This is a genomic window from Streptomyces sp. NRRL WC-3605 (assembly GCF_001509795.1).
Taxonomy (GTDB): Bacteria; Actinomycetota; Actinomycetes; order Streptomycetales; family Streptomycetaceae; genus Streptomyces; species Streptomyces viridochromogenes.
The window spans coordinates 36589-49866 of sequence record NZ_LLZN01000037.1 but is presented as its reverse complement, the minus strand read 5'-3'; the positions used below and the strand labels follow the sequence as shown (position 1 = coordinate 49866).

The window sequence follows — 13278 nt, the reverse complement described above, 5'->3', positions numbered from 1 at the left end:
TCAAGCTCTCCTGTGCAGGCCCGGAGCCGGGGAGACGCCGACGCCCCGCTTCGTCCTCGGCGGACACGTCCGCGTCGGCCAAGCGGATCGTCACCTCGGTCAAGCGGATCGTCACCTCGGTTCCGGGCTCGGACTCGCCGAGGGTGGAAGGCCCGTCCGGCGAGTGCGACTGCGCTCCGTGGCCCAGCGTTGCGGGTCGGTCTCAAGAGCCTCCCTGTCCCACTTGCCGCAGTCAGCCGCGGCATCGTAGGTGCTGTGCAGGAACGCCGAGAGAGCCAGATCGGGGTCGCGTGACGTGCGTACTCTCTCGTACGGGAGGAGGAACTGGCCGAAGTCCTTGCTGTAGTAGGCCTCCGTCGGCATCACGGCCGCCTCCGCGTATCCCTCGGGCTCCGGGTAGGCGTAGGAGTAGAAGGCTCCTTCCTCGCCACCCCCGGGCCAGAACCCGCAGCTACTCAGTTCGTGCGAGTAGCCCTCGACCATGACCCAGTCACCACAATTCGGAGCTCCGCCGGCATGCTTGGGGGCCGGCTTTCCCGAGAAGCGTGTGCACGCCAGATCGAATCCACCCCAGAAAAAGTGGACCGGGCTCACCTTCCCAGTGAAGTGAGCCCTGAACCGCACAAATCCCCGGTGCGCTTGCAACAGCTGCCGCCAGAACAGGTTGGCCGCACGCGAGTCATACGCTCGAACCTGGTGATCCTCCGTGAAATCAAGTGCCTCTTCAACCTCGTTGGGCCGAGTCTGAATGGCCGTTTCCACGCCTAGAGCCGCAAGGTTCTCGACAATTCGGGTGTAGAAATCCGCCACTGACATGGTGGTCAGTTCGAATCCGCGGATGCTTCCATCGCTCCCCCGTACGGTCAGCCCGTGCTCGACGAAGTCGAATTCGATGTCGAACATGCCCTGCGGGCAGTCGATTCCTGATGTGGACAGACCTCTGGGCGTGACGTAGAGGGTGACAGCCCACCAGTGGTTGATGAGCGGCGTGCGAGACATTCGAATCTTTCCGACTATCTGTGACCACAAATGCAACGCCGTGCGGGTCTCCGTCCAGTCGTCCAACCTGAGGCGGGGCCATTCTTGTGCGATGCCGGGTGCAGTGCGTGACATCGAATTGCCTTCCCTGCGGACCAAGAAGGCGGTGCCGCCGGCTCGGCAGGCTCAGACCTCGCAGCGCTTGCTTCAGGACTCGAGGTCGAGACGGACCACGGCACCGATCTCGATCAATTGCTCGGGCAGTGCGAGTTCGGACACCCCCATGACGGTGCTGGTGGGCCGGTTCTCGCCGCAGTACTCCGCGTGCAGTCGGGCGACCGTGTCGAAGTGCTTGCGCAGCTCCTTGACGAGAACGGTTGTTTCGACTATTTGGTTGCGCGCTGCGCCGTATTGGTCGAGAACCCGGTCCAGATTCTGCAGGGTGCTCCTGACCTGGAGCTCGAAGTCGCCGGGCCCGATGAAGCTTCCTGACTCGTCGTGCGACAACTGGCCCGACACGTAGAGCGTGTTGCCCGCGCGTACAGCCTGGCTGTAGCCGAAGGCAGACTCCCACGGCACGCCGTACTCGTAACTTTCGTGGGGAACGGAGCTCATTTCCTTCCTCCTCCACTCACGGGGAAAGCGAGTCGATGCAGCGCGTGAGTTTATGGGGGTTGATGAGGCCAGAAGCGTGAGGAGAAGGCGGCTACGTATTTGGAAACGTGCGCACGCCCCACGACAGGTATTCTGCTGGCGCCGCGCATTCCTCCCCCATCGGCACAGCCGTCGCCTGTCTGTGCCGCGGTCGGACTCGCAGGCCCTCGCTCGCCCTCCGACAGGTGCTCGCGGGCCCGGCCGACCAGTCAACACGGGCGCCGGCGTCGCTCGGGACAGCAGCCAAAAGTGCGCGAACCCTGACGGATACTGATGGCAGGATCGGCTTTGACTCTTCCGGTCATGCTACGCCGCCCGAGTGAGTTGCGCCGATCGGGCGGAAATCCGACTCGTCGAGAACCGTCGATCCGTGCCTGCCGCCATCAACTGGACCTTGCTGGAGGACGCCCTGGGCACCGTGCTGACGAATACCACCATCTCCGCGGTATCCGCGAGGATCTTGTAGGAGTCCTCCACGCGTGGGCGGAGGCCGACATGTCGATCGGTCTGCCGCCGAATTCTGCGACGGCACGCTGGAGCCCTGGGCACTCCCCCCGGCGGCCCCGAAGTCACCCCCTGCTGAGCGCTTCGCCGATGTTCATACCGTGCCCCATGTGGTGAGGCGGGCGCGTCGTTCGTAGCAGCGCGAGGCAGCGCGGAGCAGCGCTCCAGGCTGGGCCGGGGACCTGAGCGGTCCGGCGCTCCTGCACCACGTCCGGAACATCTCGGTGCGCCCGCCCACCAGGCGATGTCTCGACCGGAAGAGGAGACTGGGAAGCACTGCCGCGACCCCACGAGTGACCGCGTCACGCAGCGGCCCCACCGCTTGCGCGCGTCACCAGCGATCGAAGCCGAATGTTGACGGGAGCAGGCATGAATGACACTTCACGCACCTACGACGTGGTGGTCCTCGGTGCCGGTCCCGCGGGGGAGAACGTGGCGGATCGTACGAGCGCCGCCGGACTCACCTCGGTGATCGTGGAGAACGAACTGCTCGGTGGAGAATGCTCGTTCTGGGCATGCGAGCCCAGTAAGGCACTGCTGCGTCCAGTGCTGGCGCGCGCCGACGCCCGCAAGGTCCCCGGACTGCGACGGGCCGTCCAAGGGCCGCTGGACATTCCCGCGGTCTTCGCCCACCGCGACAAGATGGCTGCGTACTGGAAGGACGACGACCAAGTCGACTGGCTCGAGTCCGTCTCCGTGGATCTGGTGCGCGGCCACGGCCGACTGGATGGTCCGCGCCAGGTCGTCGTCGATACCGGGAGCGGCGACGCCATACGGCTCACCGCCCGGCATGCCGTCTGCGTCGCCACGGGCACCGTCACGGCGTTTCCCGACCTTCCGGGGCTCGACACGGTGCGTCCCTGGACCAACCGCGACGCGACCGCCGCCCGCCATGTGCCGGAGCGCCTCGCCGTGGTAGGAGGCGGTGTGGTGGCCGTCGAGATGGCCACCGCCTTTCAGGCGCTGGGATCCCACGTCACCATGCTGGTGCGCGGGACCAAGGGCATCCTCAACCGCATGGAGCCCTTCGCCGGTGAGATGGTGACGCAGGCCCTGCGGGAAGCCGGTGCGGAGCTGCGCTTCGGGACCTCCGTCACCGGGGTCGTCCGGGAGAACGGTGCGGGAAGTCCCGTCCGGATCACCCTGGACGACGGGCAATCCCTGGTAGCCGACGAGATCCTGTTCGCGACCGGACGCGCGCCTCACACACAGGACATCGGACTGGAGACCGTCGGTCTGACCCCGGGCAGCTGGCTGGACGTGGACGACTCCTTCCGCGTGACCGACGTGACCGACGGATGGCTCTACGCGGTCGGTGACGTGAACCACCGTGCGCTGATGACCCACCAGGGGAAGTACCAGGCTCGCATCGCCGGCCCCCTGATCGCAGCGCGCGCCAGGAACGAGCCCCTCGACGACGGCAGGTGGGGCGCGCATGCCCCGACGGCCGACAGCGCCGCCGTACCCCAAGTGGTCTTCAGCGAGCCGGAGGTGGCCAGTGTGGGACTGACGACCCAGGACGCGGAGCGCACTGGACGCCACGTCGACGTCGTGGACTACGACATCGGGCGCCTGGCCGGCGCAGTCCAGTACGCCGACGGCTACAGCGGCAAGGCACGGGTGTTGATCGACACGGACCGCAACACCATCGTCGGCGTCACCTTCGTGGGTCCCGGAACTCAGGAGCTGCTGTACTCAGCCGGCGTCGCGATCACCAGTGAGATGCCGGTGGAGCGGCTGTGGCACACCGTTCCCGCCTTCCCGACGATCAGCGAGGTCTGGCTGCGCATTCTCGAGACCTACCGGGATCGCCCCGACCAGTAGCACTTCGTCACGTCAGGTGACAGGGCCGGATCACGTGCATCTTGACGACGGCCCGACCTCGGCCCCTGCGGAGGTTGCCCATGCTGATCTGGGCTTTCCGGTTCCAGCTGAGGCAGTACGCCAGGACCAGCCTGTGGATCCTGCCGGTTCTCGGCCTTGTCCTGGGAGCGCTGCTGGGCGAGGTCGCTCTCGCGGTGGACGACATGTGGGGGGTGCCGACCGGGTGGCGGTACACCGCCACCACGGCATCAGGCGTCCTGACCGCCATCGTGGGAGCCATGGTCGCCCTGCTGGGGTTCGTCGTCACCATCAGTGTCCTCGTGGTTCAGCAGGCCACCGGAACGCTGTCTCCACGCTACATGCGCCTGTGGTACCGCAACCGGTTGCAGAAGCTCGTCCTGGCCACCTTCGCGGGCACCTTCGCCTTCGCGTTCACCCTGCTCCGCAGGATCGAACCCGGGACAGTGCCCGATCTGGGCGTCACGGTCGCCGGACTGGCCGTAGCCCTCAGTCTGGTGATGCTGCTGGTCTACCTCAACCGGTTCGCTCACGACCTGCGTCCCGTAGCCATCGCCGACATGGTCTGCCGTACGGGACTCGGCGTCCTTGGCGGGTACCTGCGGGACAAGCGCCATCGCCCGCTCCTCGACGAGCCGGCTCATCCGCCCGACAGCATGCCGACGATGATCGTGCCCTGCACCGGCGGCGGTGCCGTTCAGGGGGTGGGCGTGGCCGAACTCGTCGCGATGGCCGCGCGTCACGACTGCGTCCTGGTCGTGGCCCACCGGGTGGGAGACTTCGTCCCTCCCGGCGCCGTTCTGCTGGAAGTGCACGGGACTCCTCGCGTACCGCTGGATGCGCGTCGACTCGCCGGTCTGGTGGCCCTGGGCGCCGAGCGGACCATCGAGCAGGATCCCGCGTTCGCCCTGCGCGTTCTCGTCGACATCGCCGCACGCGCCCTGTCGGCGGCCGTGAACGACCCCACGACGGCTGTGCAGGTCCTCAACCACATCGAGGTCTTCCTCCACACCGTGGGAAGGTCGGAACTGTCCGGCCGCCATGTGTTCGGAGACAAGCGGGACGTGCCCCGGGTGGTCGTACCCGGACGCGACTGGGAGGAGTACCTCGAACTCGGCGTCACCGAGATCCGTGAGTACGGAGTCGGCTCACTGCAGGTGTGCAGGCGGTTGCGGGCCATGCTGGAAGGTCTCCTGGCCGACGTGCCTCACGAACGGCGCGGTGCGGTACGCGGTCAACTCACCCTCCTCGATGCGGCTGTGGAGCGGGAGTACCCCGACGAGTCCCGCCGCGCACTGGCCCGCACCAGCGATCGCCAGGGCATCGGCAGCGGCTCGTCCGAGGGTGTGGTCATCCCGGACTGAGCCCTCGCACACGGCCCCGCACCGGGCCGGGCTCCCCCGGTTGCCCCCAGGCTCTCCCGCGCGACAATCGGATCACGTGGCGGTCTTCCTGCTCGGTCCTGGATGCCGGCCGTCGGACGGCCGGCGCCGGAACAGTGGGTGCTCCGGCGCTGTGGCGTCGCGAGACAGGTGAGGAATCCGGACTCCGGGTCAGCCGTCCGCCATTGCCGCGTCGCTACCGCGGGAGGCAGAGTGAGTGACGTTCCACCCCTCGGGGACGATCTGAGTGCCCTCGGCTGCGCCGCGCTCGTGGACGCCATGGGGCGCCTGCACCGCCACCGTGCGCACATCCTGCCACTGACGAGTCCGGATCCGGGCCGGCCCCTCTTCGGCCCGGTGGCCACCATCGCGTTCATGCCCTGGCGGGACGACCTGGAGGAGTCGTCCGGGACCTTCGCGGACTTCTTCTACCCGGCGCTCGGCAACTCGCCGCGGGGAAAGGTCCTCGTGCTCTCGAGCGGAGGTCACCCGGAGGCGTCCCACGGCGGCGGCACCAAGCTGGTGAGGGCGGTCCGGCACGGGCTGGCGGGCGTCATGGCCGACGGCCGGCTACGGGACTTCGGGCAGTTGCGCGGGTACCCCTTCTCCACCTGGTGCCGGGGTGAAGCCACACGATGGGGTGGCGACACGGTGATGCCCTACGCGGCGGACGTGGCCGTCGAGTTCGCAGGAGTGTGCGTCACTCCCGGCGACTACGCCTTCGCCGACCCCTCCGGCGCCGTGATCATCCCCGGGGGCAGCCTGAACGGAGTTCTCGACGCCGCGCGGCAGATCGAGGCCGAGGAGGCCCGCGCCGGGGAGCGCATCTCGGCGGAGGATCTCCCGCCGCTCAGCCGGCCCTGACGCCCTGGACGAAGGCGCCGCCGGCCTGGCTGCCCCGACCGGACTCAGTCGACGTAGAGGCCCCTGCGATCGGAGACGAACTGCTCGATGGTCTGCGCCGGTACGCCCGTCAGACGCGCGACGTCGTCCGTCGCCCGGTCGTAACGGTTCTCCTGGTGCAGTCGGCACATGGTGACGATGTGCTCCTCGATGTGCCGGGGCAGACCGAGCCCGGCCAGTACCTGGGTGCGCCACTGTTCGAGCGGCACGTCGGCGTAGGTGATCGGACGTCCCAGTGCCCGGGAGAACGACTCGGCCATCTCCTCCATGTCCATCGTCCGTGGTCCGGTCAGCTCGTAGACGTTGCCGATGTGTCCTCGCGGGTCCCGGAGCACGGTGGCGGCCACCCGCGCGACGTCGCTGACCGCGACGGGCGATGTTCGCCCGGCACCGAAGGGCAGGGCGAGCGTTCCGTCCCTCTTGATCGACTGTGCCGCGGCCGAGGTGAAGAGCGGGTTGTCGAGGAACGAGGTGGGCCGGATATGGATCACCGGCAGTCCCGACCAGTTCAGCACCTGCTCGGCCAGCCAGTGCAACCGTTGCTGGTGGGACTCGTCCGTGCTCGTGGCCGTCATCTGCGACACCGTCATCTGGGACATCCCGACCAGGGCGTCCAGAGTTCCGCATTCCTTGGCCACGCTCGCCACGACGGTCGCCGCCAGCAGGTGATCGCGGGACACGGGCATCGCGAAGTACATCCGCCCGACATCCCGCAGGCCGGCGGCGACGGTCTCGGGCCGGGTGAGGTCCCCCAGGACCACATCCGCGCCGAACCGTCGGAACTCGGCCGCACGGTCGTCATCACGGCGCACCATGACACGTACCGGCACGTCGTGTGTGCGCAGGTCCTCGATCACCAGTCGTCCCACGCCCCCGGCACCGGTGACGAGTACGGTCTCACGCGAAGGCATTGATCGGCCTCCCTGTGGCACGGCCGGTGCAACGCGCGCGCTGCGGCGTTCGACGCGCACCGGAGTCGGCCCCGCCGATCGATGCGGTCCGGCCGAAAGACGTCGTCGGGGCCTCTGTCAGCTTGGCACACACGGGCTTTGAGGGCCCACCCGACGAACAGCGAGGCACAGGACGCACACGGACCGTCGCAGACGCTGTCTGTACACCACCGAACACAGCCGATGGTGGCGGCTTCAGAGATGCGCTCTTCCGTTCGCTCCCCGAGCCACCCGCCCTCATCCTGGGAGAAGGAGGTCTTCCCGCGATCGGAGGGAGCGCCGATGAGAGCCGTACGAGCTCACGATCGCGAAGCGGCCGTGGACAGTTTGATCGCGGAAGATGTCCCCTATCCCTACGCCGGCGAGGGCGACGTCATCGTCAAGGTGCGCGCGGCCTGCTTCACACCCGACGAACTCGGCTGGCCTGCCAGTTGGGTCGACCGGAGCGGCAGAGACCGAGCCCCGGTCATCCCCGGGCACGAGGTGTCGGGGGAGGTCGCCGAGGTCGCCGTCGGCACCACCGGGTTGTCGGTGGGGCAGCGAGTCCTGGGACTGACCGACTGGAACCGGGACGGCACTCTCGCGGACCACGTGGCCGTGGAGGCGCGCAATCTGGCGCCGTTGCCCGCGGACATCGACCACACGCATGCGGCCGCCCTGGTGATGCCGGGCCTGACCGCCTGGCAGGGGCTGTTCGTCCACGGAAGAGTCGAGACGGGGCAGACCGTGCTGGTGCACGGAGCAAGAGGGGGGGTGGGAATGGCAGCCACCCAGCTCGCCCACGGCGCCGGGGCCCGTGTGATCGGGTCCGGGCGCGCGAGGAGCAGGGAACAGGTACTGGAGTTGGGCGCCGACGAGTTCGTAGACCTGGAACAGCCCGCGTGGCACGAAGAGGTGGACCGCGTCGATGTCGTCTTCGACGCCGTCGGCGGGGAGGTGCTCGATCGATCGGCCGCCGTCCTCAGACCCGGCGGCACCCTCGTCACCATTGCTAACCCTCCGACCCGGCGGCCCGAGGACGGTCGGGCGATGTACTTCATCGTCGAACCCAACCGTGATCATCTGGTGCAGGTCGTCCGCATCTGCCGGGAGGGGGGACTGCGTCCCCTGGTGGGGGCCGTCCGTCCGCTCGATCAGGCACCGCAGGTCTTCCGGGAGAAGAAGACGACGGCCGGGAAGACGGTCATCGACGTCGCCTGAGCGACCTACCGCCCGGCGACTCCTCATCGCCCGCGTCCGGGTTGACGACCCTCAACCACCGCAGTCCGTAGGGACGATCAGCCCGACGCGCGCCATCGAGGACGAACCGATGGCGCGGGACGAGATCCGCAACAACCGAAAGCAGTTATCCTCATGGACCTGAAACTGGAAGTCGTCGTGCTTCCCGTGTCCGACGTCGACCGAGCCAAGGCGTTCTACGAGTCCGCCGGTTTCCGCGTGGACATCGACAAGGCCGCCAGCGAGGAATGGCGGGCGGTGCACCTCACCCCGCCCGGGTCGGAGTGCTCGATCATGTTCGGCACTGGTCTGACCTCCGCCGAACCGGGCTCGGCCCAGGGCCTTTACCTCGTCGTGTCCGACATCGAGAAGGCCCGCACCGAACTCGTCGGCCGCGGCATCGATGTGAGCGACATCTTCCACGACGCCGGTGGGGTCATCTACCACGGGCACGAGGGCGGCGACATCGTGCACAACGGTCAAGGTCAGGAACGGCTGGCCGGCCTCCATCCCGATCGGACCTCCTATGCCTCATTCGCCACGTTCAGCGACCCTGACGGCAACGGCTGGGTGATCCAGGAGGTGATGCAGCGTCTGCCGGGCCGCTGACGACGAGGCAGAACCACGGCGTGTGTCTGGTCAACGCTGCCACCGCGGCCCGCGGTGGCAGCGGCTGTCGTACGTCACGCCGGTGCCGGCAACCTCAGATGATCCAGACCGGAAGCGTCGAGCCACATGTCATGGGGAGAGCGGACCATACGCAGCAGCACGCCGTCGCAGCCCGGGCAACGCAACACCGTCCCGGGGCCGCCGAGGTACGCGTGCGTCTCTGCCAGCATCATCTGCTTTCCGCAGCCGTGGCACTGTCCCGAAGCCATGGTCATGTCCGTTCCGAACAGCGACTCGAGGTCCCCGGCGGCGGCGTTCCCGTCGAGGAAGTCGGGTGTGGGTGTCATCTGGATCCCGTTTCCTTTCCTGTCACGTTCCCCGGACCTTCTCGCCGACGAGCGGTGTGCCGCGCAGCGGCGGCACGATCCTCGGCGTGTGATGCCGGGCTCGTGGTCTGCCGCCCTCAGCCGAAACGCTCGGTCCGTATGCGGCCCGGGTGGTGACCGAGGGCGACGAGCAGACCGGCCGCCGTTTCCACGAAGCCCGTGGAACCGCAGACGTAGCAGGTGGGCTCGAAGTCGGGCGGCCATCCCCCGCTCGATATGGCAGAGGCATCGATACGCCCGGCCGGCCGCGACCACTGGGGCGGTGTGGACCGGGTGTAGACGTAGGTCGTGTCGAGCCCGGGATCGCCTCTTCTCAACTCGGAAGTGAAGAGCTGGGTCTCGGGACTGCGTGCGCTGTAGATCAGACGGAAGGGCGTACGGCTGCCGACCGCCCGACGCATACGGATCATCGCCATCAACGGCACGAGACCGGATCCTCCCGCCAGGAGGAACACCGGCTCCTTCTGCTCCGGCCTCCACACGAACCAGCCCCCGACCGGCCCGCGGAGTTCCACCAGGTCGCCCACGGTGAGTTCATCCGTGAGGTAGGGGGACACTTCGCCGTCGTCGGTCCGTTGGACCGTCAGCTCGACCGTCTCACCGTCGGGCGCCGAGGCCACTGAGTAGCTGCGCTGAGTGCTGTAACCGTCCTCTGCCGTGAGCCGCACGTCCACATGCTGTCCCGCCTGATGGCCCGGCCAGCCCGGTACATCGAGAACGAGTGTCCGCGCGAGGCTGGACTCGTCCTCCCGCCGGGTCAGCCGGGCGGTCCTCCAGCGGAGTCTCTCGCCTAGTCTCCTTGGTACCGTTGCTCGCGCCATGGGTCCCCATAGGTGTGGTAGCCGACGGTCTCCCAGAAACCCCGTTCCTCCTCGTGCATCAGCACGATTTCACGAACCCACTTGGCGGACTTCCAGAAGTACAGGTGCGGGACGAGCAGCCTCGCCGGACCGCCGTGCTCCGGTGGAAGTGCCTCACCGTCGTAGCGATGAGCGATCCAGGCCTTGCCGTCGAGGAGGTCTTCCACCGGAATGTTGGTGGTGTAGTCACCGTAGGAGTGGACCAGTGCGTAGTCGGCGCTGGATTCCACGTCCTGAAGGAGAACGTCCAGGGAGACTCCCTGCCACTCCGTGTCGAACTTCGACCACTTGGTGACACAGTGCAGGTCCACCGTGGGCGTCTCGGAAGGCAGGGCCAGAAGCTGTTCCCAGGTCCACCTGCGCCCGGCCCCGGTCTCCGTACGAACGGTGAGCTCCCATTCGTCCAGTGGCACGGTCGGCGTGGGGCCCGCGGACAGAACGGGAAACCCGGTGGTCTCGTACTGGCCGGGAGGCAGTTGGTGCAGTGCGTCTCGCGCACGGCCGCGGAATCCCCGTGAGACGACGGACATGTCGGCCCCCCTTCTCCGAAGCGGGCACCTTCCATTTTTCAGGACATGAGCGGGCGAGGCATCTCGGCGCCAGGACCGCCCGGACCGCGTCTGTCATCCGTCACTCCCGCTTCTCGACCGACCGCACGTCGGTCGACCCCCTCCCGCGGCTGAGCAAGGGCAAGGCGACCAGGGGAAAGACGATGACGGACACCAGGCCCGCTGCCACCAACGCGGCCGCGTTGTCCGCCTGTATGGCGTCGAGCTTCAGGCCGATCGTTGTCGCGGCCACGATGAAGGGGAGAGACGTGGCCTGCAGGAGTCCGGCGGCCACGAGTTCCGCGCGTGAGAGTCCCACGGTCCGATAGGCCAGTACCGGCAGTCCGCGAACGAGGAGGAGCGCCGCCAGGAACAGGGGCACCCTCAGCACGGTCCCGGCGTTGGCGAACAGAGCGTCGAGATCGAACTGTATGCCGCTGGTCACGAAGAAGACCGGGACCAGAAACCCGTAGCCGAGCCCCTCCAGCTTGATGTGGAACCGAGGATGCGTTCGCTCCGCGTCGGGGTCGACCATGCGCAGCACGGCCCCCGCGATGAAGGCGCCGAGAATGGCCTCGAAGCCGAGGTGTGCGGCGACCGCTGACAGGCCGACGATCAGCACCATCGTCAAGCGGATCCGGATCTGAGCACTGGTGTCCGCCAGCCTGGCAACGGTCCGGGACAACCACATGGAACGCCCCGCCCGCATGGACGTCACCACCACAAGCGCCGTCAGACACGCGAGGCCGAGCAGCAACAGCAGCCGCGAGGCAGGGCCGGAGGCATGCTCGGAGAAGAACAGCGACAGCAGTACCACGGCGCAGAACTCGCCCGCAGAGGCTCCACCGATGATCAGTTGGCCGACCGGACGGTCGACGGCGTCGGCGTCCTTCAGGATCGGCACCAGCAACCCCAACGAGGTCGCCACGAGTGCCACGCCGACGAGCAGCGTGTTCTCGACGATCCCGGCGACTCCGAGCGCCCAACCCACCAGTACGGCAAGCACGACCGTGCCCGCCAGACCCGTGGCGACACGTCGCGCGAGCGGCCCCTGCCATCGCCCGACGTCGATCTCGAGCCCGGCGAGGAACAGCAGGAAGCTCAGTCCGATGACGGACAGAGCCTCAACAGTCTGATCGGGCCGCACCAGATCCAGCACGGCCGGCCCCAGGACGACACCGGCCACTATCTCGAGGACAGGGCCTGGAAGGTGAGCCCGCGGCACCAGGGCCAGAAGGAAGGGAACGCCCGCGGCCACTGCCAGGACGATGACCAGATTGTCGTAGTCCATAGGGACTCCCAAGCCCCGCACCAGGCTGACCGGCACCGCGGGCCACTCCCGCCGTCCGGATCAGTGCACGAGTCCGGCCACGACGGTGGCCTCGAGGCGGGCCTCCTCACCGGTGAAGCAGTCGTCCAGTGCCGCCAGATACCGCTCGGCATCCAGAGCCGCCGCGCAACCGGTACCCGCGGCGGTGACGGCCTGCCGGTACTCGTGGTCGACGACGTCACCGCACGCGAACACGCCGTCGAGATTCGTACGCGTGGAGTGGCCCTCGACCGCGATGTAGCCGGCGTGGTCCAGCGCGATCCGTCCCTTGACCAGGTCCACCCGTGGATCGAGCCCGATGGCGACGAAGACACCGCTCGTCGGCAGGTCGGTCTCCTCGCCGTTGTTCACGTCACGCACCCGCAGACCCGAGACCTTCTCCTTCCCGAGGACATCGACGACCTCCCGGTTCCACAGAAAGCGGATCTTCTCGTTGCGACCGGCCCGCTCCTGCATGATCTTCGAGGCGCGCAGGGTGTCGCGGCGGTGCACGACGGTGACCGAGCGGACGAACCGCGTCAGGAACGTGGCTTCCTCCATGGCCGAGTCCCCGCCGCCCACGACGACCACGTCCTGATCACGGAAGAAGAAGCCGTCACAGGTGGCGCACCAGCTCACACCCCGACCCGACAGCCGCTTTTCGTTCGGCACACCCAATTCGCGATAGTGCGACCCCATGGCGAGAATGACCGCCCTGGAACGGTGGGTGCCACCGGCGCTGTCGACGACTTCCTTGACCTCGTTCTCGAGATGGGCCTCCACGACGTCGTCGGCGATCAACCGGGCACCGAACTGCTCCGCCTGGGCCCGCATTCTGGTCATGAGGTCCGGTCCGAGCACCGCGTCGGGAAAACCAGGATAGTTCTCCACGTCGGTGGTGTTCATCAGGGCGCCACCCGCGGCGACCGATCCCTCGAAGAGCGTCGGCCGCAACTGAGCGCGCGCCGCGTAGATCGCAGCGGTGTATCCGGCCGGGCCGGAGCCGATGATGGTCACTTCCTGGACTGTGTCACGCACATTGATCACCTGATCGAGCTCAAGGACAGCCACGAGCGCCGCGGGCAACCGTCCGTGCCGAACGAACGCCGGTATTCCGCCCAGAACTCGGCGGCAT

The 13278-nt window shown here is 67.7% G+C and carries 13 protein-coding genes and 1 pseudogene; 5 read left to right on the top strand and 9 right to left on the bottom strand.

Annotated features, from left to right (window positions below):
- Nucleotides 1–111: 111 nt before the first annotated feature.
- From ADL34_RS06400 to ADL34_RS37195, 3 genes and pseudogenes are all read right to left on the bottom strand, one after another.
- Nucleotides 112–1113: a DUF5996 family protein gene (locus ADL34_RS06400; RefSeq protein WP_062668314.1), complete on the bottom strand. Its 1002-nt coding sequence runs from the start codon at nt 1111–1113 to the stop codon at nt 112–114.
- A 72-nt stretch (nt 1114–1185) separates the two neighbouring features.
- Nucleotides 1186–1593 carry a RidA family protein gene (locus ADL34_RS06395; protein WP_062668313.1) on the bottom strand — a complete coding sequence of 136 codons (408 nt, stop codon included), beginning with the start codon at nt 1591–1593 and terminating at the stop codon, nt 1186–1188.
- 65 nt (nt 1594–1658) lie between these two features.
- Nucleotides 1659–1841: pseudogene (locus ADL34_RS37195) on the bottom strand (RNA polymerase subunit sigma-24); the annotation flags it as partial.
- A gap of 664 nt (nt 1842–2505) precedes the next feature.
- Between ADL34_RS37195 and ADL34_RS06390 the strand changes: the two are divergent.
- The 3 genes from ADL34_RS06390 (at nt 2506) to ADL34_RS06380 (ending at nt 6224) form a co-directional block, all read left to right on the top strand.
- Complete coding sequence (locus ADL34_RS06390; RefSeq protein ID WP_062668312.1) at nt 2506–3960, top strand: dihydrolipoyl dehydrogenase family protein; 1455 nt, start codon at nt 2506–2508, stop codon at nt 3958–3960.
- 80 nt (nt 3961–4040) lie between these two features.
- Nucleotides 4041–5342 carry a DUF2254 domain-containing protein gene (locus ADL34_RS06385; RefSeq protein ID WP_063892261.1) on the top strand — a complete coding sequence of 434 codons (1302 nt, stop codon included), beginning with the start codon at nt 4041–4043 and terminating at the stop codon, nt 5340–5342.
- Nucleotides 5343–5573: 231 nt separating this feature from the next.
- On the top strand, nt 5574–6224 hold the full coding sequence (locus ADL34_RS06380) for an RraA family protein (protein WP_234374951.1): 651 nt from the start codon (nt 5574–5576) through the stop codon (nt 6222–6224).
- A gap of 44 nt (nt 6225–6268) precedes the next feature.
- Here ADL34_RS06380 and ADL34_RS06375 read toward each other — a convergent pair whose 3' ends face one another.
- Nucleotides 6269–7174 carry an NAD(P)H-binding protein gene (locus tag ADL34_RS06375; RefSeq protein ID WP_062668311.1) on the bottom strand — a complete coding sequence of 302 codons (906 nt, stop codon included), beginning with the start codon at nt 7172–7174 and terminating at the stop codon, nt 6269–6271.
- Between the two features lie 321 nt (nt 7175–7495).
- Between ADL34_RS06375 and ADL34_RS06370 the strand changes: the two genes are divergently transcribed.
- Both ADL34_RS06370 and ADL34_RS06365 read left to right on the top strand, forming a co-directional pair.
- The gene (locus ADL34_RS06370; RefSeq protein ID WP_062668310.1) at nt 7496–8413 is read left to right on the top strand and encodes an NADP-dependent oxidoreductase; all 918 of its coding nucleotides are present in this window, start codon (nt 7496–7498) and stop codon (nt 8411–8413) included.
- Between the two features lie 153 nt (nt 8414–8566).
- Nucleotides 8567–9040 (top strand): VOC family protein, encoded by a 474-nt coding sequence (locus tag ADL34_RS06365; protein WP_062668309.1) that lies wholly within the window; start codon nt 8567–8569, stop codon nt 9038–9040.
- Nucleotides 9041–9114: 74 nt separating this feature from the next.
- Here ADL34_RS06365 and ADL34_RS06360 read toward each other — a convergent pair whose 3' ends face one another.
- From ADL34_RS06360 to trxB, 5 genes are all read right to left on the bottom strand, one after another.
- Nucleotides 9115–9387, bottom strand: a complete 273-nt coding sequence (locus tag ADL34_RS06360) for a DUF6510 family protein (RefSeq protein ID WP_062668308.1) — start codon at nt 9385–9387, stop codon at nt 9115–9117.
- Between the two features lie 116 nt (nt 9388–9503).
- On the bottom strand, nt 9504–10247 hold the full coding sequence (locus ADL34_RS06355) for a ferredoxin reductase (protein WP_062668307.1): 744 nt from the start codon (nt 10245–10247) through the stop codon (nt 9504–9506).
- Complete coding sequence (locus ADL34_RS06350; protein ID WP_062668306.1) at nt 10217–10816, bottom strand: sulfite oxidase-like oxidoreductase; 600 nt, start codon at nt 10814–10816, stop codon at nt 10217–10219. Before ADL34_RS06350 ends, ADL34_RS06355 begins: the two co-directional genes overlap by 31 nt.
- A 100-nt stretch (nt 10817–10916) precedes the next feature.
- Complete coding sequence (locus ADL34_RS06345; RefSeq protein WP_062668357.1) at nt 10917–12125, bottom strand: cation:proton antiporter; 1209 nt, start codon at nt 12123–12125, stop codon at nt 10917–10919.
- A 60-nt stretch (nt 12126–12185) separates the two neighbouring features.
- Nucleotides 12186–13229: a thioredoxin-disulfide reductase gene (trxB, locus tag ADL34_RS06340; protein ID WP_234374950.1), complete on the bottom strand. Its 1044-nt coding sequence runs from the start codon at nt 13227–13229 to the stop codon at nt 12186–12188.
- Nucleotides 13230–13278: the final 49 nt, after the last annotated feature.

Bases quoted from the DNA above. Each gene is read 5' to 3' on its own strand.
- ADL34_RS06400 (WP_062668314.1), bottom strand. From the start codon at position 1,113: ATGTCACGCACTGCACCCGGCATCGCACAAGAATGGCCCCGCCTCAGG.
- ADL34_RS06395 (WP_062668313.1), bottom strand. From the start codon at position 1,593: ATGAGCTCCGTTCCCCACGAAAGTTACGAGTACGGCGTGCCGTGGGAG.
- ADL34_RS06390 (WP_062668312.1), top strand. From the start codon at position 2,506: ATGAATGACACTTCACGCACCTACGACGTGGTGGTCCTCGGTGCCGGT.
- ADL34_RS06385 (WP_063892261.1), top strand. From the start codon at position 4,041: ATGCTGATCTGGGCTTTCCGGTTCCAGCTGAGGCAGTACGCCAGGACC.
- ADL34_RS06375 (WP_062668311.1), bottom strand. From the start codon at position 7,174: ATGCCTTCGCGTGAGACCGTACTCGTCACCGGTGCCGGGGGCGTGGGA.
- ADL34_RS06370 (WP_062668310.1), top strand. From the start codon at position 7,496: ATGAGAGCCGTACGAGCTCACGATCGCGAAGCGGCCGTGGACAGTTTG.
- ADL34_RS06365 (WP_062668309.1), top strand. From the start codon at position 8,567: ATGGACCTGAAACTGGAAGTCGTCGTGCTTCCCGTGTCCGACGTCGAC.
- ADL34_RS06360 (WP_062668308.1), bottom strand. From the start codon at position 9,387: ATGACACCCACACCCGACTTCCTCGACGGGAACGCCGCCGCCGGGGAC.
- ADL34_RS06355 (WP_062668307.1), bottom strand. From the start codon at position 10,247: ATGGCGCGAGCAACGGTACCAAGGAGACTAGGCGAGAGACTCCGCTGG.
- ADL34_RS06350 (WP_062668306.1), bottom strand. From the start codon at position 10,816: ATGTCCGTCGTCTCACGGGGATTCCGCGGCCGTGCGCGAGACGCACTG.
- ADL34_RS06345 (WP_062668357.1), bottom strand. From the start codon at position 12,125: ATGGACTACGACAATCTGGTCATCGTCCTGGCAGTGGCCGCGGGCGTT.